We start from the raw sequence: 25,849 nt of genomic DNA on the forward strand, positions 1-25,849 counted from the left end.
GACCATCAATGCCCATCGTACGCGGCAAGGACATCGAAGTCCTGTTTTCGGCATCGGCGATCGCGCGGCGCAATCTCGAGCTCGCCAAGGAGATTGCCGGCCACGACTATCACGATCTGCTGGTGATCTCGGTGCTGAAGGGCTCGTTCATCTTCGCCGCCGATCTGATCCGCGCCATGCACGATGTCGGCCTGTCGCCCGAGGTCGAGTTCATCTTCATCTCCAGCTACGGCGCCGGCACCACCAGCGGCGAGGTGAGGGTGCTGCGCGACATCGACAATGAGGTCGCCGGCCGCGACGTGCTGTTGATCGACGACATTCTCGAATCGGGCAAGACGCTGAGTTTCACCCGCGATCTGATGTTGTCGCGGGGCGCCAAGAGCTGTTCCATCGCCGTGCTGCTCGACAAGCGCATGCGCCGCCAGACCGCGCTCAATGCCGACTATGTCGGCTTCGACTGCCCCGACTATTTCGTCGTCGGCTACGGCATGGACGTTGCCCACGCCTTTCGCGAGCTACCCTTCGTCGGCATCGTCAAGGGTGATGTCTAAGCGACTTTCAAAAAGGCCTGCCGACCCTTCGCGCCTTCAGGAAAAGTCAACTTTTCAGCGCCAAATATGCCGGCCATGGCAAAGCTTCTGATCGTCGAGGACGATGAGTCCGTCCGCACCCTGGCCGCCCGCGCGCTTGAGCGTGCCGGGCACACAATCGATATCGCGGCGGACGGCGCGCAAGGGCTTTCGCTGATCCAGGCCGCGCGTGGCGGCTACGATCTTGTCGTCTCCGACATCCGCATGCCGGAGATGGACGGCATCGAGATGGCGATCGCGGCGGCAGCGCTCTTCCCGGCGTTGAAGATCTTGCTGATGACCGGCTATGCCGACCAGCGCGAGCGCGCCGAGGAGTTGAACGGCATCATCCTCGATGTCGTGCAGAAGCCTTTTACACTGGCCGAAATCCGCTCGCGCGTCGAACGGGCACTGATCTGCTTCGCTTGATCAGGCTGGATCGGCAGCGGTGAGCACGGGTGGAGCGCTCTTGCGCCGTTCGGTGTTGAGCGCCAGCAGGCCGGCGCCGATGATCAAGGCAGCACCGATCACGGTCGTCGACCGCGGCACCTCGGCGAAGAACAGGAAGCCCCACAGCGGCGACCACAGGATGCCGGTATATTCGAAGGTGGCAACGCGGTTGGCCGGCGCCATCCGGTAGGCCTGGGACAGAAGGATCATGCCGGCCGAAGCGACGAAACCGCAGGCCGCCATCTTGAGAAAATCCGGCAGCGTCGGCCACAGCCAGGGCCGCACCAGGAATTCCAGGCTCGGGTGGACGGCGTGGGTTATGCCGGCAAGGTGAAACGCGCCGGCCACCACGGCGGCGCCAATCAGATAGGCGCCGTTCTGATAGAAGGCCATGACGGTGGACGATTCGGTGTCGCCGATCTTGCGGGCCATCAGCTGCGAGAAACCATAGAGCGCCGCCGAGCCCAGCGACAGCAGCGCCGCCCAGTCGAACAGCCCGACGCCCGGGCGCAGCATCACGAGGACGCCGAACAGCCCGATCAGCACGGTCGCCAGCGTCCGCCAGGAGACGCGTTCGCCAAGATACGGCCCGGCCAGCGCCATGATGAACAGCGGCGCCATGAAATAGAGCGCCACCGCATCGGCCAGCGGCAAAGCGGCGATGGCCAGATAGTACACCGTATAGGAGGTGAACTGGATGAAGGCGCGCACCGTCAGCATGCCGAATCGCTTCGACAGGATCGCCCGCAAGCCGACATCGGCATGGACCAGAAAGATCAGGATCGGCAGGGCGACGATCGAGCGGATCGCCATCACCTCGGTCACCGGATAACCGCTCGACACGGCTTTGACGAGCGGATCCTGCAGCGAGAAGACCAGCACGCCCAGACAGAGGCTCAGGATGCCGCGCACCATCCGGTTCTGCATGAGGGTTCCAGGCTCCAGTACCGCCCGCAAGCACGCTTGCTGCAAGTGAAAAAAGAACCCGCCACCGTTTCGGGCAGCGGGCACGAGTGAGGACTCTTGATTGGTCCGCCGCTGATTTCTCAGCCGCATATCCAATGGGTGAGGCCACTATCATCCTGCGTTTGACATGTTGCAAACGAATTGGAATGATACCAGAGATCAAATTTCCTTATGGCGGATTTCATGCGACCAACCCTCGACAGCGACCTCCTGCGCACCTTCGTGGCGATTGCCGAGACCGGCAATTTCACCAAGGCGGCGGAGCAGGCCGGCCGCACCCAGTCGGCGGTGTCGATGCAGATGAAGAAGCTCGAAGAGCTGATCGGCGACAGCCTGTTCGAGCGCGGTTCGCGCGGCGTCGCGCTGACGCGGCGCGGCGGCGAACTCATCGTCAACGCCCGCCGCATCGTCTCGCTGCTCGACGAGACGTCGGCGTCGATGGCGGCAGCGCCGCTTGGCGGGCCGGTGCGCATCGGCATTCCCGAGGAGTATGGCCACGCCATCCTGTCGCGCGCGCTCGGTGCCTTTTCGAAGCGCCACAGGCAGGTCGAGGTCACGGTGCGCTATGCGCATTCGGGGGCACAGATAGCGGCGCTTGCCGCCGGCGAACTCGATCTGTGCGTGGTGTTCGAATGGCAGGATCCTGCCGGCGGCGAGGTACTGATGCACGATCCGACCGTATGGGTGACATCGAACCTGCATCACATGCATGAGGAACAGCCGGTGCCGATCGCGCTCTACAACCGAGCCGGCTGGTGCAAGGACTTTGCCATCAAATCACTGGAGCAGCGCGGGCTCGCCTACCGTGTCGCCTATACCAGCGACACCACCGGCGGCTTGAAGCTTGCCGTCACATCAGGGCTGGCGATCGCGCCGATTTCGCGCAGCAACATTCCGGACGGCTGCCGTGAGCTGACGTCCGCCGACGGGTTCGGCGACATCGATTCCTCGAATGTGGTGATGCATCGCAACCCGAATGCGTCAGGCGAGGCGATCGACGGCATGCAGGAGGCGATCCGCGAAGCGTTCGTCAACAGGCTGAATCAGCCGGTGGCATCCTCGTAGAAATGCAGGCGGTTGCCGAATGGGTCGGCGACCGATACCTCGCGGGTCTTCCACGGCGTCTCTTCCAGGCCCGGCCTGGCGAAGCGGTATTTCTTGCCGATCAGTTCGCCATGCAGTGCGGCGATGTCCTCGACCTTGATGCGCACGGCAATGCCAGGCGCGCCATCGCCGTGATGTTCGCTCAGATGCAGGACGCAGGCGTCGCGGCCGATCGCCATGTAGAGCGGCGCGTTGTCGTCGAAGCGATGCTCCCACTGCACCTCGAAGCCGAGAAAGCCGACATAGAATTCACGCGCCTTGGCAATGTCGAAGATGCGCAGAATGGGCGTGACAGTGCCAAGTTTCGGCATAGGGGGTGCAACCGTTCGAGAGGGCTTTCGGGCGGGGTGGAGGCGGCAATCCCTATTTCAGCTCGAGCAGCCGTTCCAGGTAGCTGCGTTCGATGTCGGGGCTGAGCGCATTGCCGAGCCGTTTGCGGATCGCTTCCAGAATCTGACGGGCGCGCTGCACGTCGATCTCGTCGGGCACCTTCACCGAATCGCCGAAATCGGGACCCTGGCTGGCGCGCGGCCGACCGAGCGGATCACGATCGGCGTTCTGCTGGCGGCCGCCTTGCTCGCTGCCGCCCTGATCGCCCTGCATGGCCTGCATCTGCTTCATCATGTCCTTGGCGCCCTTGCGCAGCGCCTCCAGTGCCCGGCCCTGATGGCCGACGGCCTCATCGCCCTGGCCTTCGCCGAGCGCCTGCTCGGCATTGCCCATGGACTTGCCGGCCTCGCCAAATCCTTCATTAGGCTCCATGCCCATGCCTTCGAGGCCTTTCTTCAGCTGCTCGAGGTCGCTTTTCAGCTGGCCCTGTCCCTGCTGCAGCTGCTTTAGCGCTTCGGCGAATTCCTGCGGTGTCATCGGCTTTTGCCGGGCGAGCGGATCGCGGTCCTCGCCGACCCCTGGCTTGTCCTCATCCTGGCCGTTGCCTTCGCCGAGCTGCTCGTCGCGGTTCTGTCCACGCTGGCGCTCGCCGCGCTGCATCTGGTCCATGCGGAAGGTGTCGTTCATCATCTCCTGCTGGCGCCGCAGGATCTCGCCGAGCTTGTCCATCTGCTGGCGCATCTCGCTGTCCTGCTGGTCGCCTTGCTGCTGGCGGCCGGCCTGGAGATTGTTCATCATGTCCTGCAGTTGCGACAGCAATTGCTGGGCCTTGTCGCGGTCGCCCGATTTCGCCAGATTCTCGATCTGGTCCATCATGCGGTCGATGTCGCTCTGGCGCAGTTCCTGGCCGTTCTGCTGCATCTGCGGAGCGCTGGGGTTCTGCTTGGCGCGCTCCGCGAATTCCTGCAGGAACTGGTTCATCGCCTCGCGCAGTTCCTTCATCGCCTTTTCGATTTCAGCGTCGCTGGCGCCATTCTTGATGGCGTCCTGCAGCGCCTGCTGCGCCTGGCGCAGCCGCTTTTCCGCGGCCGAGAGATTGCCTTCCTCGATGCCGAGCGCGATTTCCCAGAGATAGGCGACCTCGTTGCGCAATTGATCGTCGCTGTCGGCCATCTTCAGTCGGCTGCGGGCGCTCATGATGGCGAGGTAGTGGGACATGTTGTCGAACGTGTCTTCCGGCCGCAACGTGATGGCGTCCATCAGGTCGAAGACGCGCGGCTTGGCGTTGGCGTCGAGCGCCAGCAGGCGGCGCTGTTCTATCACCGCGCGCGCCAGCGGATTGGCGAATGGCCGCTCCGGCATCAGCAGCGTCTTGGTTTCGCTCGAAGCGGTGTGGCCGGCATCGTCGGTGGCAACCAGCGTCAGCTTGATGCTGCTGCCGGCCCAGACATGCTCGGTCAGATCCTTCGAGGTCCTGGCGGCGTTCGACTTGCCACCACGACGCGGCAACGTCAGCGGCATTTCAGGCGGGCCATAGAGCGGATGTGCATTGGGCGCCTGCGGATCGGCGAGCGCGAACACCGCCTTTGCGGTAGCGGCGCCATAGTCGTCGTCGATCTGATAGTTGAGTTCGAAAGCGCCATTGGCGGCGCGCTTCGGCTCGCCGACGAAGCGGATCTGCGGCGGCTTGTCGGATATGACCGCGAAGGCCCAACGGCCGAGCTGGTCCTCGCCCGACGTCAGCGTCAGCGTGCCGTCGCCGGTCAACTTGCCGGTGAACTGGCGTACCTTGGACGGCGTCGCCGGGCTTGCCGCCTGCTTGGCGGTGGCCTGCGGGCCGGCCGGGTCGATGGTGCGGGAATTGCCATTCTTGTCGGCATAGCCGAGCGTTTCCTCGCCGGAGCCGCCGGTCACGCGTAGCGAGACGTCGCTGCCTTCGGGAACGGTAAAGGTCGGGGTCGCCTGGTTGGCGTCGGCGGTCAGGAAAATCGGCGGCTTGCCGGTGTAGGCCGGTGGCGTCACCCAGGCGTCGATGCGCGGCGGCACGGCGTCGTGCGCGCCATGGGCATTGAAGCCGTCACTGATCCTGCCGCCAGTCGGCCCGAAGGAGAAGGCGAAGGCGGTAACGAGCAAAAGTGCCGCCACCGCGCGCAGGCCCCAGGGGTCGCGTTCCGGCACGCGTGTGCGCGGCAGGTCGGCGCCAAGGCTGTCGAGCTTTCCGGCCATGCGCTTCTGGTGTTCGCGCCACAGCGCCTGCGAGAAGCTGCTTTCCCGGCCGCTTGGCCGGTCGGTCTGCACCAGCACCGGGCTGTGCAGCAGTTGATTGGCCGCCTCGATGCGGCGGTCGACTTCGGTGGCGCCAGGCAGGCGGAAGAAGCGCAGCGGGTAAACCGCGGCCAATGCCGCGATGGCGAATGCGGCGACGAGGCCGATGCGCGCCATGTCCGGCAGCCGGGAGAAGAGGCCGAGCCAGGAGACGCTGAGGAACAGGCTGGCGACGATGACGAGCGGAAGCAATAACGGCCAGCCACGCTCGACCATCATCGAGACCCGCGTCGCCAGCCGGCTCAAGGCTAGGCGCCCGGCCAGGCCGCGATCGCTGCTGGAGGTGGGTCGTTGCGTCATCGGCCCTTCCTGTCCGGGCGGGATAGCCCGAACCTCTCGACTCAAAGAATACCAGCAAACACGGCAAAGGCGAGGCAGTTCCAAAAAACATGAGGGGGTATCGGCCCAGTCATCGTCAGAACTGCGCGGGGTTGGCATTCGCCCCGCAGACCAGCACGGCGACGCGTTCACCCGGCGCCGGCGCATAATGGCCCGACAGGATCGCGGCAAAGGCGGCGGCGCCTCCCGGTTCGGAGATGATGCGCACCCGGTTCCACAGCGCCTTCTGCGCGGCGATGATGTCGTCGTCGCTGACCAGGATCGAGCGTTCGACAAAGGCTTCGGCGATCGGGAACATCATCTCGCCGACGCGCTTTGGCGCCAGAGAATCGGCGGCGATGCCCTCGGCGGGCGCGTCGACCGGATGGCCCGCCTCGAAGGCGCGATGAAGCGTCGGCGCCCCTTCCGGCTCGACGGCGATGATGCGGATGCGGCCGGCAAACCAGGCGGCGATGCCGCCGATCAGGCCGCCGCCGCCGACGGCGACCAGCAGCGTGTCGATCTCAGGCAAATCGCGCTCGATTTCGAGCCCGAGCGTGCCCTGGCCGACCAGCGTTTCCTCCTGGTTGAAGGCATGGATCTGCAAGGCGCCGGTCTCCTCGGCGAAACGTTCGCTGGCGGCCAGCGCCTCGGCATAGCGGGCGCCGCCGACGATCAACTCGGCGCCGTAGCTGCGGATCCGCTCCAGCTTGGCCGCCGGGCTCACTTCGGGAACGAAGATGGTCGCCTTGTGGCCCAGCCGCATGGCGGCATAGGCGACGGCCGCGCCATGGTTGCCGCCCGATGCGGCGACAACGCCGGCCTCGGGGACCGGCCGCTCCAGCAGATTGGTGAAGGCGCCGCGCGCCTTGAACGAGCCGGAATGCTGCAGGCATTCCAGCTTCAGGTCGATGGCCAGCGGCGCGTGGTCGAAGTCGGCCATGTCGACGCGCAGCACCGGCGTGTGTCTGATATAGGGGCGGATGCGCGGTTCCATCGCGGCAATGCGCTCGCGTGTGACGGTATTGCCCTGCGACATGGTGATCTCCTCGGGATTGACAGCAATTAGTAACTTGGCAAAATGGCTAAATGCAAGAGGTTGATGTCTTCAAGGCGATCGCCAACGAACGCAGGCTGCAGATACTCCACTGGCTGAAGGATCCGTGCGCGCATTTCCCTGCCCAGGCGGATGGCGATCTGGTCGAGGACGGCGTTTGCGCGCTACTGATCGCCGAAAAGCTCGGCATCACGCAAGCCACGCTCAGTGAGCATATGCGCGTGCTCATCCAGGCCGGCCTGTTGCGCGCCAGGCGCATCAAGCAATGGACATTCTACCGCCGCGACGAGGACAGGATCGCCGACGTCAGGGCGCTCATCCAGAGCCGGCTGTAGCGTTGCCGGCCGCGGCATGCAGGCCGGGCAGCTGCTATGCCAGCCAGTCGGGCACGGAATCCAACCCGATCAGATCGTCATAGGTCAGGCGCGGACGCACGACGTGGAACCGGTCGCCATCGACCAGCACCTCCGGCACCAACAGGCGGGTGTTGTAGGTGCCGGCCTGCACCGCGCCATAGGCGCCGGCGGTGGAGACGGCAATCAGGTCGCCGGCCTTCAGCCTGGGCAGATCGCGATCGAGGCCGATATAATCGCCGGTCTCGCAGACCGGGCCAACCACATCGACCATCATGCGCGGTGTGTCGGCCGGTGGCTGCACGACCGGACGGATATCGTGGAAAGCATCATAGAGCGTCGGCCGGATGAGATCGTTCATGGCGGCGTCGACGACCAGAAAATTCTTGGCGTCGCCTTCCTTCACGAAGATCACTTCCGAGACGAGGATGCCGGCATTGCCCACGATCAGCCGGCCCGGCTCGAACATCACCTTCAGGCCGAGCTTGGTGACGTGCTTTCTGACGATCTGGGCGTAGGCGTCGGGCAACGGCGGCGGGTTGTTGTCGACGCGATAGGGGATGCCGAGGCCGCCGCCGAGGTCGACATGCTCGATGGCATGGCCGTCGGCACGCAGCGCGCCGACCAGATCGACAAGCAGGGCGAAGGCGTCGTCGAAAGGCTGCAGTTCGGTGATCTGGCTGCCGATATGGGTGTCGATGCCGGTGATCTTGATGCCGGGAAGCTTTGCCGCGCGGGCATAGACCTGACGCGCCTTCTGCCACGGAATGCCGAACTTGTTCTCTGCCTTGCCGGTGGAGATCTTCTTGTGTGTCCTGGCGTCGACGTCGGGATTGATGCGCAGCGAGATCGACGCCACCTTGCCGAGTGCGGCGGCACGCGCCGACAGCAGTTCGAGTTCTGGCTCGGACTCGACGTTGAAGCAGAGGATGCCGGCGGCAAGGGCAAAGTCCATTTCGCGCGCGGTCTTGCCGACGCCCGAAAACAGGATCTTGCCGGCCGGAATGCCGGCGGCCAGCGCCCGGCGCAATTCGCCTTCCGAAACCACGTCGGCGCCGGCGCCGAGCTTCGCCAGCGTCCGCAGAACGGCCTGGTTGGAATTGGCCTTCATGGCGTAGCAGACCAGCGCGTCGAGCCCGGCAAAGGCCTGCGCAAAAACCCGGTAGTGTCTGGTCAAGGTGGCCGTCGAATAGCAGTAGAACGGCGTGCCGACCTGTGCGGCGATGTCTGATATCGCCACGTCCTCGGCATGGAGCACGCCGTCGCGGTAGTCGAAATGGTTCACGAGAGTGGTTCCGGAAAGTTGGGGCACGATGAGACCGGGTTTGGAAAGCCCCGGGCGTCATAGGCCCTAGATCAGCGGGTCGAGGATGAACTTCTTGTCCACGACCGGTTTTTCCGGCTCCGGCGGCACAGGCTGGTGGGCCTTGGAGGCATCCTTGCGCGCTTGCACGGCTGCCTCATAGGGCGTGTCGAGACCGCCCCTCCTGCCGCAGGCCGAAACGGCCGCGACCGCAACCAGCAGCGTCAGCGTCACCAAAATCCTGCTTCCGGTCATCGATCCATCCGTCCGAAACGTTTGTCAGCCGCCGCTTTTAGCCGAGTTCTCGGCGCATTGCACCCCGTGATATTGCTGCTCGCAATATCCCCGGGATATTGCTGGTCGCAACATCCGGGGTCACGCTTTCGCCAGTCGCTTTTTCCAGCCGCGGATCTGCTTGCGCACTTCCGACGGCGCGGTGCCGCCGAAACTGGTGCGGCTCTTGACCGAGTTCTGCACCGCCAGCACCGAAAATATGTCCGCCGTGATGCCTGGGTTGATCGACTGCAAATCCTCCAGCGAAAGCTTCTCCAGCCCCACCTTCCTGTCTTCGGCCAGCGCCACCGCCCGGCCGGTGACATGATGTGCTTCGCGGAACGGCAGGCCGAGCGTGCGCACCAGCCAGTCGGCGAGGTCGGTCGCGGTCGCGTGGCCGGAGCCGGCGGCCTTCTTCATCGCGGCTGCGTTGACCGTCATGTCCGAGACCATGCCGGTCATCGCCGCCAGCATCAGGTCGAGCGTCTCGGCGGTATCGAACACCGATTCCTTGTCTTCCTGCATGTCCTTGCCATAGGTCAAAGGCATGCCTTTCATCACCGTCAGCAGACCGACAAGATGGCCGGTGACGCGGCCGGTCTTGCCGCGCACCAGTTCGGCGGCATCGGGATTTTTCTTTTGCGGCATGATCGAGGAGCCGGTGGAAAACGAGTCCGAGAGCCTGACGAAGCCGAATTGCGGCGTCGACCAGATGATGATCTCTTCGGCCAGCCGCGACAGATGCGTAGCGCAGATCGCGGCAAGAGCGAGGAACTCGAGCGCGAAATCGCGATCCGAAACGCTGTCGAGCGAATTGCGCGTCGGTTCGCGGAAGCCGAGCGCCTTGGCGGTCTGGTGACGGTCGATCGGGAAGCTGGTGCCGGCGAGCGCCGCGGCACCGAGCGGGCTCTCATCCATCCGTTCGATCGCATCGCGCACACGCGACAGGTCACGCGAAAACATCTCGACATAGGCCATGCAGTGATGGCCGAAGGTCACCGGTTGTGCGGCCTGCATATGGGTGAAGCCCGGCATCACGGTAGCCGCATGCTCCTCGGCCCGCTCCAGCAGCGCCTTGATAAGCCCTTTCAGCGCCTCGGCGACGCGGAAGCACTCGTCCTTGACCCACAACCTCAGGTCGACAGCCACCTGGTCGTTGCGCGAGCGGGCGGTGTGCAGCCGGCCGGCGGCCGGGCCGATCAGGTCGGCAAGGCGCGCCTCTATATTCATGTGGATGTCTTCGAGCCGGGTCGAGAACTCGAAGCTGCCGGCCTCGATCTCTTTCAGGATCGTGTTCAGCCCGTGAGCGATTTTTTCTTGATCGGCTGCCGAAATAATGCCCGTTTGCGCCAGCATCTCGCTATGGGCGATCGAGCCTTTGATGTCCTGCGCATAGAGTTTGCGGTCGAACGAGATCGACGCGTTGATCGCTTCCATGATCGCGGCCGGACCCGAGGCAAAACGTCCGCCCCACATCTGGTTGCTGGTTTTCTTGTCGCTCATGGCTATAACCCGTGCTTCGGAGCAGTTTTGAGAAAATGGCAGACGGTAATAGATTCTTCCCGGCCCCGCGCCTGATCCTCGCCGCCCTGGTGGCGGGCGCGCTGGCCGGCGCGGTCGCGGTATATGTCAGCGAGAGCCGGTCTGGCAACAATGCACCGGCACAAGCGGCCGTCGGCGAGAGCAAGGACGACGTCGCCTGCGCGGCCAAGAGCGACCGCGCCAAGAAGGTCGCGGCGTCGGCCACCGGGGAGGTCGCGGCACTTTTGCCGGCCGATCCGCCACAATCCTTGAAGAGCCTTGCCTTCAATGGCCCGGACGGCAAGCCGATGACGCTTGCCGATCATGCCGGCAAGACGGTGCTGCTCAATTTGTGGGCGACATGGTGCGCGCCGTGCCGAGCCGAAATGCCGGCGCTCGATGCACTGCAGAAAGAAAAAGGCAGCGACGCCTTTCAGGTGGTCGCCGTCAATGTCGATGCCGGCGACGATGTGAAGCCGAAGAAGTTTCTCAGCGATACCGGCGTCGCGACGCTCGGCTACTACAGGGATTCGACGATGGCGCTGTTCAACGACCTCAAGACGCGCGGCCTGGCGCTCGGCCTTCCGGTCACCATGCTGATCGACGGCGAAGGCTGCCTGATCGCCCATATGAACGGCCCGGCCGAATGGTCGGGGCCGGACGCCAGGCGGCTGGTTGAGACCGCGCTCAAGCCCGACAGCCTCTAGGGCGGTTTGACGCAATTCCCAAGGGAAAGCGCCATGCGCTTTTCCCGGGAAAACCGTTACACATTTTTCCTGGAATTGCTTTTAGGCCCTGTTCAGACCGAGTGCTGGCGCGGGTGCGAAGGCCAGAACGCTTCTGTCGCGCAGGCTGGCGGTCTTGTTGCTGACGGTGGGTGCGTCGACACCGGTCAGGTCGCAGAATTCCTCGATGAGGCCGGGCCTGCCGATATAGTAGCCCTGGCCGATCTCGCAGGCTTCGGCGTCCAGGAATTTCAGTTCGCCGAGCGTCTCGACACCCTCCGCCAGAACCGGCAGGCCGAGGCCGCGTCCAAGTCCGAGAACCGCGCGCACGATCGCCGCGACCTGGCCGTTCTTGTCGACGGACTTGATGAAGGATCCGTCGATCTTGATCTTGTCGAAGGGGAAGGCGCGCAGGTTGGAGAGCGAGGAATAGCCGGTTCCGAAATCGTCCATGGCCACGCGCACGCCCAGCGCCTTGACCTGCCGCAAGGTGGCCAGCGCGCGCGGCATGTCCTTCACAAGCGCCGTCTCGGTGATCTCAAGTTCAAGCCTGCCGGGCGCCAGGCCGGAATTCAGCAATGTTTCGTGGACCTTGCGGCTGAAATGCGGATTGTGAAGCTGCACCGCCGAAACGTTGACGGCCACCGTCAGCGGATTTTCCCAGCGGGCGGCTTCCTCGCAGGCCGCGGTCAGCACCCAATCGCCAATCTGGCCAATGGCTCCACTGTCTTCGGCCACCGGGATGAAGATGCTCGGGGACACGTCGCCGCGCGTCGGATGGCGCCAACGGATCAGGGCTTCGAAGCCGATCATCTTGCCGCTGCTGATCTCCTTTTGCGGCTGGTAGACGAGGTAGAACTCCTGGCGCGCGACCGCCTGGCGCAGTTCGTGCTCCATCACGCGCTTGTCGCGGGCCTCGGCCCCCATCGAGGCCTCGAAATAGCGGTAGGTGTCCTTGCCTTCGGTCTTGGCCCGGTAGAGTGCCGTATCGGCGTGGCTTATCAGGCTGGTCTGGTTTTCGGCATCCGATGGATAAAGCGCAATGCCGATACTGGCCGACACAAGGCCGCCGCCGACCGAGAGCCGGTTTTCCTCGCGCATGACGGTCAGCACGGCGTTGGCGATACGGCCGGCCTCCAACGGGTCGGTCAGGTTCGGGGCGATGATGGCGAATTCGTCGCCGCCCAGCCGCGCCACCATCTGTCCTTGACGAAGGATGCCGGTCACGCAATGCGCAACCTTCTGCAGCATGGCGTCGCCGGCGCCATGCCCGTAGAGGTCGTTGACCTCCTTGAACCGGTCGAGATCGAGCAGCAGAAGCGCAAGGTGGCCGCCTTTCCTGGCCCGGCCCATTGCAGCAATTTCCGTCTCCAGCCGGCCGGAAAAGCTGCGGCGATTGGCCAGTCCGGTCAATGGATCGAAATGGGCAAGGCGCAGGATCTCCTGTTCTGCCTTCTTGCGCTCGCGAATGTCGCGGACTGCAACCACGTTGTGAGGCTTGCCACAGTAGTCGATGCTCCTGGCGATCAGCTCGACAGGAATGCTTGTGCCATCGCGGCCCCTCAGTTCGACCTCCTGCGGCTGTTCGCCGAAGCCGGACATATCGGACCCGAAGAGATCGCCAAGCTGCATTCCGTTCAGCGTCGCGGTTGCCATGCCTGTCAGCCTCGCAATGCTGTCATTGGCGCTGATGATGCGGTTGCCGTCGCAGACGATCAGGCCTTCCACGGCGGCATTGGCCAGGCCGTGCATACGGTCGACCTCGAGCTTCTGGCGACGGAAGCGCAAATCGATCCACAGCGCCGACGCCGACAGCACCAGGATCACCAGCGTGGCGGCCGCGGCCGCGAAAGCCTGCGAGGTCGGCTCGATCGTGTATTCGGATATGACGATCGAGGAATCGGGAAAGATCGAGACGGCACCCATGCCGATGAAATGCAAGGTGCAGATCGCCAGCGTCAGCAGCACCGCGCCGACGGATGTCGCCTTCAGGGAGGGGCGGCGCAGCACGACACGCAGCGCCAGCGCCGCAAGCGTTACGCCGGCCAGCAGGGAAACGGCGACAAGCAACAAGTTCCATTCGATCCGGCCCTGGACTTCGAATGCCGCCATGCCGATGTAGTGCATGGCTCCAATACCACCGCCCAGGACGGCGCCGCCAACCAGATGATAATCGAACTCGTCCCGCAAGGTGGCGATCCACATGCCGGCCGCCGTCAGCGCGACCGAAGCAGCGAGCGACAGCACGGAAAGCGCCGGATCGTAGGCACTGGGTATTCCCGGCGTGAATGCGAGCATGGCGATGAAATGCGTTGCCCAGATGCCGAAGCCGGTCGACGTTGCCGCAATCATCAACCAGGCAAGCCGGTTCCGATCTGCGGAGCGGCTGATGTGGTGAAGCAGGTTGACAGCAGAGAAACAGGAAATTCCGCAGATCAGCGCGGCGAGTGCGACCAGTCTCAGATCATGTTCGTTGACGATACAATTGTAGACCGTCAGCATCTTATTTCACCTGATCTATCGAAAACAAACAAGGCAGCAGGATTGAGTAGCGCTTTGCCGTTGAAGGATCGATTAAGTCACTTGCAACCCTGGCGTGTTTTCCGGAGGAGAGTGCTCGTCAGGCGATGCGGACCGTCACGACAAGTGCCTCGTGATCGGAGCTCGGGCTGCCGTCCGCCAGCACAGCCGGAAGAACGGCAGGAGCCGTTGCGTTGAGGCCGCGCGTGAAGAACCAGTCGATGCGGCCGAGCGGGGTGGGATCGCCGGCCTCGCGCCGCTGCGTGGGCAGGTCGAGCTTGTTGGCGGCCTTCCAGTCGTAGCCGCTCCCGGCGAGGACCGCGAACAGCGGTTCATGGCGTTCGACATCGATCAGCCTCTCGGGTTCGGCCGCGATGCGCGCCGCCCAGGCTTCGGGATCGTCATTGCGCTCCTCATGGCTTGATGTCAGCGTGTTGAAGTCGCCGCCAAGCAGGACCGGCGCCTGCGAATCGTATTTGTCGATGGCATCGAGGAGATGGCTGGTCTGGATGGCCCGGCCGGCGGGATCGGTGCGGTTTTCGAGATGCACCGAGACCACCGTCACCCTGCGGTCGCCGATCCGCACCTGGCCACCGATGGCCATGCGTCCGCCGATGCGCGGCTGGCCTCGCTCCGGCCGGAACCAGCCGCCAGCCGCGTCGAGGCGCACCAGGAAAGGGCGAAGCAGCGGGACGGCGCTGGTCACGGCATTGCCGTGGAAGCCTTCTGTATTCTGGACCGCGCCGGTTGCGGCCTGCTCAGTCTCGTTGCCGCCGCCGAGTTCGACGAATTCGACGCCATAGGCGAAGGCATGGCCGAGCCGGTCGGCAAGAGCGCGCAAAGGATGGCCGTTGCCTGAGCGCGCCATGCCTTCGTCGACCTCAGACAACAGCACGACATCCGGTGACTGGCCGGCAAGCGTGGCCGCGATGGCATCGCCATGGCGCAGCCGTTCGACGTTCCAGGCCACGACGGTGAGCGTTTCGCCGGCGCTTTCGCGTGAGGCCTTGCCGCCGATTTCGATCTGGCCAAGTGCGGGCGTGGCGGCTGCCAGGCGCAGATGGGTGGCGCTGTCGCGCGGCCCGTCGCGCATGGCGTGGCGCTCAGCGAGTGGAACATGCGTCAGCTGTGGCACCAGCATTTCATCCATCCCCTTAGCCGGATAATCAGGACTGCTCTTCAGGTCTTTACGTCTTCGGCAGTCGCTCTAGCTACCTAGGGCGCCGGCATGACATTTTCATGCCGGCGCAACCGCCGGAGGGAGGAGAGACGGGCTGTCCACAGGGCTGTAGGCCACAACAGAACTGTCACATACCTTCTCTAAGAGAGCGGGCAAGGACTTGCGCAAGACCCTTGTCAACCGCCACCCAAGAGGGAAGAAACCATGACCATCATCAAGCGGGGCCTCACAGCCCTTGCCGCTGGCGCGCTCAGCGCAGCACTTGCCATGCCTGCCGTCGCAGAGCCGGTAAAATTCGATTTCTGGTTCGGCCTTTCGGGCGACCTGGCCCGCGTCGTCGATACGCTGTGCAAGAACTTCAACGCCTCGCAGACCGACTATGAAGTCGTCTGCACCAGCCAGGGCAATTACGACGCCACGCTGCAGAACACGATCGCCGCCTTCCGCGCCGGCAAGCAGCCCGCCGTCGTCCAGGTCTACGATGTCGGCACCGCCACCATGATGCTGTCGGGCGCCTACAAGCCTGCCGACAAACTGATGGAAGAGAACGGCTACAAGATCGACTACGCCGACTATTTCCCCGGCATCGCGCGCTACTATGCGACCTCGAAGGGCGAGATGCTGTCCTTCCCGTTCAATTCCTCGACGGCGCTGATGTACTGGAACAAGGATGCCTTCGCCAAGATCGGCAAGACCGAAGCGCCGAAGACCTGGGAAGATGTCGGCGCCGACCTCCAGGCGATGAAGGACGCTGGTTACGAATGTCCGATGGCGATCAACATCTCGGCCAATGAAAGCTGGCAGCTGATGGAGCAGTTCTCGGCCCTCCACAACCAGCCGATCGCCACCAAGAACAACGGCTATGACGGCCTCGACGCGCGTCTGGAAGTCAACAAGACCAAGTTCGTTCAATACGTCACCGATCTGAAGAAGTGGTATGACGCCGGCCTGATCAAGATCAAGTCCAAGGACCTCGGCCAGGACATGGTCCAGGCTTTCGCGTCCGGCACCTGCCAGGTCATCATGACCTCGGTCGGCGATCACGGCACCGTCGGCAAGACGCAGAAGGAAGGCATGAACTGGGATGTCGCCGAACTGCCGGTCTATGCCGGCACCGAGCGCAAGAATTCGCTCGTCGGCGGCGCTTCGCTATGGGTTCTCTCGGGCAAGTCGGATGCGGAATACAAGGGCGCGGCCGCGTTCCTCAACTTCATCCACGACCCCAAGACCGCATTGTTCTGGTCGACCAACACCGGCTACATCCCGGTGACCAAGTCGGGCTTCGACTACATGAAGTCCACCGGCTTCTATGACAAGGCGCCCTTCAAGGGCCGTGAAACCGCCATCGCCAGCCTGACCGCCTCGGAGCCGACCGAAATCACCCGTGGCATCCGGCTGGGCAATTTTACCCAGATCCGCGCCGAATTCGGCACGCAGATGCAGGCGATCTTCGCCAACAAGGTCAGCGTCCAGGAAGGCCTCGACACGCTGGTCAAGAATGGCGACGCCATCCTCGACCGCTTCCAGCAGACCTATCCGGGCAAGACCCTGCCCTGAGCACTGGAAATTCAGGCTGCCCGTCGACTCTCACGCTCCGAGTCGACGGGCATCCTTTTCGCGTATTTAATGCAAACGTGACTGGCCGTTCAGCGGCATCGGCGGACCGATGGAAAAACGCGTCACTTTCAGCAGCTGGACGATCGGCATCCTTTTCGCGGTGCCGCAGCTTCTCTTGATCTTCACGTTCTTCTACTGGCCCGCCGGTCAGGCCGTGTACTGGTCGCTGACGCTGCAGCAGCCCTGGGGCGGCGGCAACATCTGGGTCGGGCTCGACAATTTCCGCTCGATCCTGGCCAATGCCGACTACTGGAACTCGATCACCGCCAGCCTTGTCTTTGCCGGCATCAGCACCGGGCTTGCGATGTTCGTCGGCCTCGTGCTGGCCGCCTTGACCGATCGCCAGCTTACCGGGTCGCGCTTCTACCGCGTGGTGCTGATCTGGCCCTACGGCATCGCGGCGCCGGCGCTGGCCATGGCGTTCCGCTTCATCCTGGCGCCGGAAGCCGGCTTCATGGCCGTCGTCAACCAGGTTTGGCCCGGCTTCTGGGATCCCGGCCTTGACGGCACTGACGCCATGGCCTCGATCATCATCGCCTTTTCCTGGAAATATGTCGGCTATAACTTCATCTTCTTCCTCGCCGCGTTCCAGGCCATCCCGCGTTCGCTGATCGAGGCGGCGGCGATGGACGGCTCAGGTGTCCTCAGACGCTTCTGGGACATCCAGTTCCCGCTGATCACGCCGACGATCTTCTTCCTGCTGGTCATCAACATCACCGAGAGCTTCCAGGATTCCTTCGGCATCGTCGATATCATGACCTCGGGCGGACCGGCGAACGCCACCAATCTGATGGTCTACAAGATCTATTCCGACGGCTTCAAAGGTTTGGACTATTCGGGTGCTGCCGCACAGAGCATCATCCTGATGGTGCTCATCGTCGTGCTGACCATCTTCCAGTTCCGCTTCATCGAGCGGCGTGTGCACTACAGGTGAGGCCGATATGGTAGAGCGCACCCCGTTCCTCAATTTCTTCACGCATGTGATCCTGTTCGTCGGCTTCGTGCTTTGCATCGCGCCGTTCGTGGTCGTCGCCATCGCCGCGTCGCACAATCTCAAAGATGTCAACGATGTGCCGATGTCGCTGCTGCCGGGCAGTGACTTCTGGCTCAACATCAAGACGGCATGGACGACGGCCGATCTCGGCCCCAAACTTCTGAACAGTTTCATCATGGCCGCCGGTGTCGCGGCGGGCAAAGTGATCATCTCGGCGCTTACCGCCTTCTCGATCGTCTATTTCCGCTACCCCGGCCGCACCTTCATCTTCTGGCTGATCTTCGTCACGTTGATGCTGCCGCTGGAAGTGCGCATCGTGCCGACCTACGCGGTCGTCGCCAACGTGCTGTCGCCCTATCAGGCCATCCTCGACGTGACCGGCCTGAGCTGGCTCATCGAAAAAGTCTCGGGCGTCCAGGTTTCGCTCAGCCTCGGGCTGCTCAATTCCTATTCCGGGCTGATCCTGCCGCTGATCGCGACCGCCACTGGTACCTTCCTCTACAGGCAGTTCTTCCTCACCGTGCCGGATGAACTGACCGAGGCCGCGCGCATGGACGGCGCCGGCGCCCTGCGCTTCTTCATCGATATTCTGCTGCCACTGTCGCGCAACAACATGGCCGCGCTTGGGACCATCATGTTCCTGTGGGCGTGGAACCAGTATCTGTGGCCGCTGCTCATCACCACCGATCAGTCGCATGCGACAGCGGTGACCGAACTCAAGCAGCTCATCCCCAATGTCGGCGGCATTCCAGAATGGAACATCGCCATGGCCGGAACGCTTATCGTCATGCTGCCGCCGCTGATTGTCGTGGTGCTCATGCAGCGCTGGTTCGTGCGCGGCCTGATCGCCACCGAAAAATAACAGGAGACAAAAAATGGCCTCCATCACCATTCGCGGCGTCAAGAAGAACTACGCCAAGACGCAGGTCGTGCACGGTGTCGACCTCGACTTCGCCTCGGGCGAGTTCGTCGTCATCCTGGGACCGTCCGGCTGCGGCAAGTCCACGCTGCTGCGCATGATCGCCGGGCTGGAAGACATTTCCGGCGGCACGATCGCCATCGATGGCACCGTCGTCAACAAACTGGAACCGCGTGAGCGCGGCTGCGCCATGGTGTTCCAGAACTACGCGCTCTATCCGCATATGAGCGTTGCGCAGAATATCGGCTATTCGCTCAAGGTCGCCGGTGTTCCCTCGGCTGAACGCACGCAGCGCATCCAGGCGGTCGCCCGCACGCTTGAGCTCGATCACCTGCTCGACCGCAAGCCGATGGCGCTTTCCGGCGGCCAGAGGCAGCGCGTCGCCATGGGCCGGGCGATGATCCGCGAACCGAAAGTGTTCCTGTTCGACGAGCCGCTGTCCAACCTCGACGCCAAGCTGCGCGTCCAGATGCGCTCGGAAATCCGCAAGCTGCATCGCCGGCTGAACGCCACCTCGGTCTTCGTCACCCATGACCAGGTCGAGGCGATGACGCTGGCCGACCGGCTGGTGGTGATGAATGGCGGACGCGTCGAGCAGGTCGGCACGCCAGCCCAGATCTACAGCCGTCCGGCCAGCCGTTTCGTCGCCACCTTCGTCGGCGCGCCGGCCATGAACATCCTCGAAGGCACGGTTGAGCTCGACGGGCTGTCGCTGCTCGGCGGCGGCAGGCGCCTGGCCATGGCCCGCGCGGGGCTGCCGGTCGGCACGAAGGTAGCGATGGGCATTCGGCCGGAAGCCGTGCGGTTGGTGGCGCCGGGCACCGCGGGCGCGCTCAACGCGACCGTCGACCTGGTCGAGGAACTGGGCGCGGGTCGCGTCATCTATGTCGATCTCGACGGCGCGCCGTTTTCCGTGATGACCTCGGAGGCCGTCCACCCCGAACCGGGCAGCGCGGTGGGCCTGCGGTTTTCGCCCGATGATCTGCATTTCTTCTCGTCGGATACGGGAACGCGTCTCGAGGTCTTCAAGGCTTCGGTGCCGGAACCGGCACTCTGATTTCTGAACCAGCCATTGTCGCCGATGACGGGCAGGCGCCGCCGTCAAATCCAAGAAGCATGCAATGAAAATTATCCAGGTCACCGATGTCCATCTTGGCCGGCAAGGTGAGCGCCGTTATGGCGCCGACCTGCATCAGCGGCTGGCTTCATGCATCGCGCACATCAATGCGCATCACGCCGATGCCGCGCTTTGCGTCTTCACCGGCGACCTGACCGAGACCGGTGCGCCCGAAAGCTACGCCGATCTCAGGACAGCCCTGAGCGCGCTGTCGGTGCCCTGGCGGCTGCTGGCGGGCAATCACGACCGGCGGGCCAATCTGGTCGCAGCCTTTCCCGAGATTCCGGTCGATGAGAACGGCTTCGTGCAGTCTGCCCATCGAACGGCCGACGAGGTGCTGCTGTTTCTCGACTGCCTGGCGGAAGGACGCATCGAAGGCGAATTGTGCGACAGGCGGCTTGCCTGGCTCGAAGCCCGGCTCGAGGAAGCGGCCGGCAAGCCTGCCTATGTCTTCATGCATCATCCGCCGGTCGCGCTCGGCCTGCCGCAGCTCGATCCGCTGGCCCTCGAGCAGCCCGAACGGCTGCTGGGCTTGTTACGGCGCCATGGCAATGTCCGCCACATCTTCTTCGGTCACGTCCATCGCGACATTGCCGGCACCGTCGCCGGCATTCCGTTCTCGGCGCAGCGCGGCCTGCATGCCAGGTTTGAGCTTGCGCTCGACAGATCGAGCGAGATCGTCGAGCAGGCGCCACCTTCCTACGCGGTCGTCCTCATCGACAGCGCCAACGAGCAGGTGGTCGTGCACGGTTGCGATTTTCTCGAACGATGGCCGACCTATTCCGGTGAAACCGGCGAACGCATCACGGCGTGAGCCGACCATCGCGTTGAGGCGCGGTGTGGCGGCGCTTCGATCAATCAGGCGAAGACATGCGCCTTTCCCGATACGGTCAGGCGGACGATCTCGCCGACCGCCGGCGCGTCCATGCCCGGTTTGCGCAGGACCAGCGGTGTGTTGCCGATGGCGGCCGCATCGGGCGGATCGGCATTGTTCAAGAGCCGCACCGCGATGGTGCACATCGAGCCGGCGAATTCCGATTCCGTCACTTCGCCGAACAGCATGTCCGAGGTGCCCGACATGCCCTCGCGTGACGTTCTCTTCAGCGCGATCTGCTCCGGCCGCAGCATGATGCGGGCGATGTCGCGGCTTTCATTGGTGTCGACGGCGATGCGGCCAAGCGGCGAGTTGGCGAAGCCGCCCGATATCTTTGCCGGCAGGATGATGGCGTCGCCGAGGAACTCGGCGATCATCCTGTCCTTCGGCTTGAGATAGAGGTCGCGCGGCGTACCGACCTGCGAGAACTTGCCGTCGCGCATCACCGCGACCTGGCTGGCGAAGGACAGCGCCTCGGCCTGGTCGTGCGTCACCAGGATGGTGGTGATGCCGGCGGCTTCCAGAAGCTCGGCCACCGCCTTGCGCATCGAGGCGCGAAGGCCGGTATCGAGGGCCGAGAAGGGCTCGTCGAGAAGCATCAGCCTGGGCTTCATCGCCATGGCGCGGGCCAGCGCCACACGCTGCTGCTGGCCGCCGGAGAGCTCGTGCGGGCGGCGTTTGAGGATCGCCTTGTCGAGCCCGACGATATAGGCGAGCTCGACGATGCGCTCGGTACGCTTCTCCTCGCCGCGTCCCATGCCGAAACCGATATTGTCGGCAATGGTCAGATGCGGGAACAGCGCGCCATCCTGCGCCACCACGCCGATGCCGCGGCGATGCGCCGGCACCGCCGCGCCGCCATTGGCCAGCACCTCGCCGTCAAGCGTGATGCGGCCCTTGTCCGGGGCCTCGAAGCCGGCGATCAGCCGCAGCAAGGTCGTCTTGCCGCAGCCGGACGGACCGACGATCGCCGTGCGGCTGCCGCTGCTGATGTTCAGGTCGACGCCGGCAAGGGCGGCCACCGGGCCGTAATGCTTGTGCAGGCCGCTGATTTCAAGAAAGCTCATCGTCCGGCCATCCGTTTCGACTGGACATAGAGCAGCCAGGTCAAGGGAAGCGACATCGCCACCATGATGAAGGCGTAAGGTGCCGCCGAGGCATAATCAATCTCGCCGCTATAGGACCAGAACGCCATCGCCAGCGTGCGGGTGCCGTTCGGCGCCAGCATCTGGGTCGCGGTCAGTTCGTTCATGATGCCGAGCGCCACCAGCGCCATGCCGGCCGCGGCGCCTGGCGCCGACAGGCGGATCGTCGTCGACCACAGCGCCAGCAGCGGCGGCCGGCCGAGGCTGGAAGCGGCGCGTTCGAGTTCGACCGGCGCCTGCGCGATCGATGCCCGCAGGCTGACCAGCGCGCGCGGCAGGAACATCAGCGCATAGGCAACCAGGATGGTGAACAGGGTCTGGTAGAGCGGCAGCGCGATGCGCACGGTGATGGTGACCAGCGCCAGCGCAATGACGACCCCCGGCAACGAGCCGACAATGTAGTTGCAGCCCTCCAGCAGACGCTGCAATGGCCCCGGCGCGCGGATCGAGATCCAGGCCATCGGCATGGCGGCGACCGTAGCGAGCAAGGCGCCGGCGAGCGCTAGGAACAGCGTCTGGCCAAGCGCCAGGCCGATCTCGTCGAAGCGCCAGACAGCGGCGCCGCCGGCGGCAAGCCAGCCGCCAATGGTGACGAACGGCACGCCGAGCGCCAAAAGCGTGGTGACGACAAGCAGGAGCAGGCTTGGGATGGTGGCGCGTCCGAGGCTCGTACGCTGCTGATAGCGCGCCGCACCTGAGCCGACACGGGCATAGCGCTCCTCACCGCGCACCAGGACTTCGAGGCCGAGCAGCACGAAGCAGCAGCTCACCAGCACACCGGCCAGCATGTTGGCGGCCGGTCCGTTGAAGGTCGACTGGAACTGGTCGACGATCGCCGTGGTGAAAGTGTCGAAGCGGATGAAGACATAGAGGCCGTACTCGGCCAGCAGGTGCAGGCCGACCAGCAGCGAGCCGCCGCAGATGGCGAGCCGCAACTGCGGCAGCACGACCCGCCAGAACACGCGCCAGGGTCCAAGGCCGAGTGCTGCGGCGGCGTCCTCAAGGGCGGGATCGAGGCGGCGCAACGCTGCCGACACCGGCAGATACAGGAACGGGAAATAGGCGATCACCGAAACCAGCACGCCGGCCCACAGGCCGTGCAGGCCGGGCACCATGGTGATCCAGGCATAGCTGTGCACGAAAGCCGGGATGGCGAGCGGCGCCACGCACAGCCAGGCCCAGAGCCGGGCGCCCGGCAGGTCGCTGCGCTCGGTCAGCCAGGCCAGCGCAACCGACAGCACGATGGTGATCGGCACGGAGAGCGCGACCAGCAGGACGGTGTTGACCAGAAGCTCGCCGACACGCGGCCGGAAGACCAGCGCCGAGACGGTTTCCCAACCGGTCAGCACCGCGATCCAGATGATGAAGGCAAGCGGCACCAGCGCCAGCAGCGCAACGAAGATGGCGGCGATGACCAGCCAAAGCGGTGCGCGTCGCCGAGCCCTTCGGCCTGTGCCCGAAGGCAGACCCGAGCGCGCGAGATCGACCGCAGACTGCATCAAGTCAGACGCCGTGCCGTTGCCGTCCAGCGGCAGCAATTGAAGGACCGCGATCGCGGTCGGGAACACAGCGTGTCGTCATCGACGAATGCCATCTCGAAAAACAAAATCACTCCCGCGGAAGGCGAATTCCCGCGGGAGCGTGGTCGGTTGTCCTTTTAGGAGGAATGGCAACTAAAGCAAGCCGGCTGCCGTCATCAGGTCGGTGACCTTCTTGGAGTTCAGCGTCGTGGCATCGACTTTCGGCGCCTGCAGATCGGCGAGCGGCACCAGCTTGGGGTTGGACTCCGCACCCTTGCCGACCGCGTATTCGAAGGAATCGCCGGTCTTCAGCACGTCCTGGCCGCCCTTGCCGGTCACCCATTTCAGGAAGGCCTGGGCTTCCTTCGGGTGCTTGCTCGAGGCCAGCACACCGCCGCCGGAGATCGAGACGAACGCGCCCGGATCCTGATTCTTGAAATAGTGCAGTTCAACATTCTTGCTGTTTTCGCCGGTCTTGGCCTGATCGCCGAAATAGTAATAGTGGTAGATCACGCCGCCTTCGATCTCGCCGGCATTGACCGCCTTCATCACCGTGCTGTTGCCCTTGTAGGCGGTGAAATTGGTTTTCATCGCCTTCAGCCAGTCCGCGGTAGCGGCCTCGCCCTTGAGCTGAAGCAGCGCGCTGATGATGGCCTGGAAATCGGCGCCCGATGGGGAGGCGGCCCAACGGCCCTTCCAGCTCGGATCGGCCAGGTCAAGCATCGACTTGGGCAGCTGATCGGCGGTCAGCTTGGTCTTGTTGTAGGCAAAGACCGTGCTGCGCGCGGCGACGCCGACCCATTTGCCGCTGGCCGGCTGATAGTCCGGCGGAACTTGCGCCAGCGTGTCGGCGTCGACCGGCGCGAACAGGCCTGATGTCTCGACCAGCACCATGGCCGGCGAGTTTTCCGTGAGGAAGACGTCGGCCGGCGAAGCAGCGCCCTCGGCGACGATCTGGTTGGAAAAGTCGCTGTCGCCGCCATTGCGCACGGTGACCTTGATGCCGGTTTCCTTGGTGAAGCCTTCGGCCCACGCCTTGGTCAGGTTTTCATGCTGGGCGTTGTAGACAATGATGCCGTCGTCTTCCGCCATCGCCGGACCGCCGATCAGGCTGATTGCCAGCGCGGTGGCGCCGACGAGGGTGGAAAGGGCGTATTTCATGGCATTGTCCTCGATCTTGGGAGTCTTCGGTCTGTCACGGCTGCACCTATCGATACATGACAGCGATAGTCAACATTGTTGATGTGCTTCAATCGGTCGCTGAAGTGCAAAGGTCGGTGCCGCACGGACAATTCCGCGTGATGCTCACGGCTCGGCGGTAGCGCAAACTTTCGTGATTTACCGACAGTTTGGCTTGGACATTATTTCGCCGGCCACGTAACAAATCAGCGCCGAGACGCGAAAATCGGGGAGTGAACTCTTGTGAGCGGCAAGGATGAGGCCGAGCTTTCCCGGCTGATGCGGGCCGCGATCGCGGGAGACGAAAAGGCCTATGCCGACTTTCTGCATCGGATTGCCACGCTGGTGCGCGGTTTTGTCCGACGCAAGATCGTGCAGGGCGGGGTCGATCCCGAGGATGTCGTGCAGGAAACCTTGCTGGCCATTCATGTGAAACGGCATACCTGGCGCCAGGATGCGCCGGTGTTGCCGTGGATCTATGCGATTGCCCGCTTCAAGCTGATCGACGCGTTCCGGCGGCGTGGGCGGCGCATCGAGATCGATGTCGACGATATCGCCGAGACCTTCGCCGAGCCGGAAACGGAGAGCGTCAGCGAGCGCGACATCAACCGGGCATTGGACGGCCTGTCTCCGGCGCAACGCTCCGTGGTCTCGGCCGTGTCGGTGGAAGGGCGGTCCATCGGTGAGACGGCGGCAAAGTTCGGCATCAGCGAGACGGCGGTGCGTGTGTCGCTGCATCGTGGACTTGCCGCGATAGCCAAGCGATTCGGGCGGGAATGACATGAGGACGGACGATCTCATCAAGGCGCTGGACGCCGATGCGCGCAGCAAGGCGATGCCGCTGCGATCTGCCTGGTGGCTGGCTGCTGGGGCTGCCGTTGTCATTGCGGCAATAGTCTTCCTGCTGACGATCGGTCCGCGTCCCGACTTCATGGTGGCCGCGCACACGATGCGTTTCCTGTCCAAGTTCGTTTTCACCATCGTGCTGGCCGTTAGCGCCTTCGCCCTGATCCGCGCTTTGTCGACGCCGGGCGCCTCGACAGGTCGGGCGATGGCAGGGATGCTTACCGCACCGCTGCTGGTGGCCGTGGCGGTGGTGTTGGAGCTCTTCATGGTGCCGGAGGCGTTGTGGGGCACGCGCATGGTCGGCTCCAATATGATGATCTGCATGGGTTTCATCCCGTTGATCGGCATTGGCCCGCTTGCCATCTTCCTATGGATGCTGCGCTACGGCGCGCCGACACGGCCGGTGTTTGCCGGCGCTGTCGCCGGCCTGCTCGCCGGCGGGCTGGCGGCGACCTTCTACGCCGCGCACTGTTTCGACGATTCGCCGCTTTTCGTCGCCACCTGGTACACGATAGCGATCGCAGCGCTCGCATTGCTCGGCGCGCTTGGCGGACGGTTTTTCGTGCGCTGGTAGCGTTCCGCCACGATCGCGAGCCCATACACACCGATCCTTAATCATGCCGGCAATTGTTTGCCGGTTAGCA

General features: G+C 64.0%; 24 protein-coding genes. 12 read left to right on the forward strand and 12 right to left on the reverse strand.

Annotation, left to right across the window (positions count from 1 at the left end):
- Positions 1-8 precede the first annotated feature (8 nt).
- On the forward strand, positions 9-551 hold the full coding sequence (gene hpt / locus HB777_34340; protein ID QND68523.1) for a hypoxanthine phosphoribosyltransferase: 543 nt from the start codon (positions 9-11) through the stop codon (positions 549-551).
- Between the two features lie 75 nt (positions 552-626).
- Positions 627-998 carry a response regulator gene (locus tag HB777_34345; protein ID QND68524.1) on the forward strand — a complete coding sequence of 124 codons (372 nt, stop codon included), beginning with the start codon at positions 627-629 and terminating at the stop codon, positions 996-998.
- On the opposite strand, the gene HB777_34350 is transcribed toward HB777_34345, so the two are convergent.
- On the reverse strand, positions 999-1,946 hold the full coding sequence (locus HB777_34350) for a DMT family transporter (protein ID QND68525.1): 948 nt from the start codon (positions 1,944-1,946) through the stop codon (positions 999-1,001). It lies immediately after the preceding gene.
- Between the two features lie 222 nt (positions 1,947-2,168).
- Here HB777_34350 and HB777_34355 point away from each other — a divergent pair, with 222 nt between their 5' ends.
- A complete protein-coding gene (locus HB777_34355) occupies positions 2,169-3,050 on the forward strand; it encodes a LysR family transcriptional regulator (protein ID QND68526.1) in 882 nt (293 codons plus the stop codon).
- Here HB777_34355 and HB777_34360 read toward each other — a convergent pair.
- The 3 genes from HB777_34360 to HB777_34370 form a co-directional block, all read right to left on the reverse strand.
- Positions 3,029-3,400, reverse strand: a complete 372-nt coding sequence (locus HB777_34360; protein QND68527.1) for a VOC family protein — start codon at positions 3,398-3,400, stop codon at positions 3,029-3,031. The two genes, HB777_34355 and HB777_34360, sit on opposite strands and share 22 nt — an antisense overlap.
- Positions 3,401-3,452: 52 nt before the next feature.
- The gene (locus tag HB777_34365) at positions 3,453-6,044 is read right to left on the reverse strand and encodes a TIGR02302 family protein (GenBank protein ID QND68528.1); all 2,592 of its coding nucleotides are present in this window, start codon (positions 6,042-6,044) and stop codon (positions 3,453-3,455) included.
- 115 nt (positions 6,045-6,159) lie between these two features.
- The gene (locus HB777_34370) at positions 6,160-7,101 is read right to left on the reverse strand and encodes a threonine/serine dehydratase (protein QND68529.1); all 942 of its coding nucleotides are present in this window, start codon (positions 7,099-7,101) and stop codon (positions 6,160-6,162) included.
- 50 nt (positions 7,102-7,151) lie between these two features.
- Here HB777_34370 and HB777_34375 point away from each other — a divergent pair, with 50 nt between their 5' ends.
- A complete protein-coding gene (locus tag HB777_34375) occupies positions 7,152-7,454 on the forward strand; it encodes a winged helix-turn-helix transcriptional regulator (GenBank protein QND68530.1) in 303 nt (100 codons plus the stop codon).
- 34 nt (positions 7,455-7,488) lie between these two features.
- Here HB777_34375 and lysA read toward each other — a convergent pair whose 3' ends face one another.
- The 3 genes from lysA to argH form a co-directional block, all read right to left on the reverse strand.
- Complete coding sequence (lysA, locus tag HB777_34380) at positions 7,489-8,757, reverse strand: diaminopimelate decarboxylase (protein ID QND68531.1); 1,269 nt, start codon at positions 8,755-8,757, stop codon at positions 7,489-7,491.
- Between the two features lie 66 nt (positions 8,758-8,823).
- Positions 8,824-9,030 (reverse strand): lipoprotein, encoded by a 207-nt coding sequence (locus tag HB777_34385; GenBank protein ID QND68532.1) that lies wholly within the window; start codon positions 9,028-9,030, stop codon positions 8,824-8,826.
- Positions 9,031-9,150: 120 nt separating this feature from the next.
- Positions 9,151-10,551, reverse strand: a complete 1,401-nt coding sequence (argH, locus tag HB777_34390; protein QND68533.1) for an argininosuccinate lyase — start codon at positions 10,549-10,551, stop codon at positions 9,151-9,153.
- Positions 10,552-10,586: 35 nt separating this feature from the next.
- On the opposite strand from argH, the gene HB777_34395 reads away from it, so the two are divergent.
- A complete protein-coding gene (locus HB777_34395) occupies positions 10,587-11,276 on the forward strand; it encodes a TlpA family protein disulfide reductase (GenBank protein ID QND68534.1) in 690 nt (229 codons plus the stop codon).
- A gap of 81 nt (positions 11,277-11,357) precedes the next feature.
- Here the strand turns inward: HB777_34395 and HB777_34400 are convergent, their stop codons facing one another.
- Complete coding sequence (locus tag HB777_34400; protein ID QND68535.1) at positions 11,358-13,796, reverse strand: EAL domain-containing protein; 2,439 nt, start codon at positions 13,794-13,796, stop codon at positions 11,358-11,360.
- Between the two features lie 118 nt (positions 13,797-13,914).
- A complete protein-coding gene (locus HB777_34405; GenBank protein QND68536.1) occupies positions 13,915-14,955 on the reverse strand; it encodes an endonuclease in 1,041 nt (346 codons plus the stop codon).
- 243 nt (positions 14,956-15,198) lie between these two features.
- Here HB777_34405 and HB777_34410 point away from each other — a divergent pair, with 243 nt between their 5' ends.
- The 5 genes from HB777_34410 to HB777_34430 all read left to right on the forward strand — a co-directional run bounded on the left by HB777_34410 (position 15,199) and on the right by HB777_34430 (position 20,455).
- Positions 15,199-16,551, forward strand: a complete 1,353-nt coding sequence (locus HB777_34410; protein ID QND68537.1) for an extracellular solute-binding protein — start codon at positions 15,199-15,201, stop codon at positions 16,549-16,551.
- A 109-nt stretch (positions 16,552-16,660) separates the two neighbouring features.
- A complete protein-coding gene (locus HB777_34415) occupies positions 16,661-17,545 on the forward strand; it encodes a sugar ABC transporter permease (protein QND68538.1) in 885 nt (294 codons plus the stop codon).
- 7 nt (positions 17,546-17,552) lie between these two features.
- On the forward strand, positions 17,553-18,467 hold the full coding sequence (locus tag HB777_34420; GenBank protein QND68539.1) for an ABC transporter permease subunit: 915 nt from the start codon (positions 17,553-17,555) through the stop codon (positions 18,465-18,467).
- A gap of 13 nt (positions 18,468-18,480) precedes the next feature.
- Positions 18,481-19,581 (forward strand): sn-glycerol-3-phosphate ABC transporter ATP-binding protein UgpC, encoded by a 1,101-nt coding sequence (gene ugpC / locus HB777_34425; protein ID QND68540.1) that lies wholly within the window; start codon positions 18,481-18,483, stop codon positions 19,579-19,581.
- 64 nt (positions 19,582-19,645) lie between these two features.
- Positions 19,646-20,455, forward strand: coding sequence for a phosphodiesterase (locus HB777_34430; GenBank protein ID QND68541.1), 810 nt, complete (start codon positions 19,646-19,648; stop codon positions 20,453-20,455).
- A gap of 44 nt (positions 20,456-20,499) precedes the next feature.
- On the opposite strand, the gene HB777_34435 is transcribed toward HB777_34430, so the two are convergent.
- From HB777_34435 to HB777_34445, 3 genes are all read right to left on the reverse strand, one after another.
- Positions 20,500-21,582 (reverse strand): ABC transporter ATP-binding protein, encoded by a 1,083-nt coding sequence (locus HB777_34435; GenBank protein ID QND68542.1) that lies wholly within the window; start codon positions 21,580-21,582, stop codon positions 20,500-20,502.
- The gene (locus HB777_34440) at positions 21,579-23,159 is read right to left on the reverse strand and encodes an iron ABC transporter permease (protein QND69010.1); all 1,581 of its coding nucleotides are present in this window, start codon (positions 23,157-23,159) and stop codon (positions 21,579-21,581) included. Before HB777_34440 ends, HB777_34435 begins: the two co-directional genes overlap by 4 nt.
- A gap of 174 nt (positions 23,160-23,333) precedes the next feature.
- Positions 23,334-24,341, reverse strand: a complete 1,008-nt coding sequence (locus tag HB777_34445) for an iron ABC transporter substrate-binding protein (GenBank protein ID QND68543.1) — start codon at positions 24,339-24,341, stop codon at positions 23,334-23,336.
- Positions 24,342-24,602: 261 nt separating this feature from the next.
- Between HB777_34445 and HB777_34450 the strand changes: the two genes are divergently transcribed.
- The gene (locus HB777_34450) at positions 24,603-25,139 is read left to right on the forward strand and encodes a sigma-70 family RNA polymerase sigma factor (GenBank protein QND68544.1); all 537 of its coding nucleotides are present in this window, start codon (positions 24,603-24,605) and stop codon (positions 25,137-25,139) included.
- Between the two features lies 1 nt (position 25,140).
- Positions 25,141-25,779, forward strand: coding sequence for a DUF1109 family protein (locus HB777_34455; GenBank protein ID QND68545.1), 639 nt, complete (start codon positions 25,141-25,143; stop codon positions 25,777-25,779).
- Positions 25,780-25,849 lie beyond the last annotated feature (70 nt).

Source organism: Mesorhizobium loti, from assembly GCA_014189435.1.
In the GTDB taxonomy this organism is placed as follows: domain Bacteria; phylum Pseudomonadota; class Alphaproteobacteria; order Rhizobiales; family Rhizobiaceae; genus Mesorhizobium; species Mesorhizobium loti_G.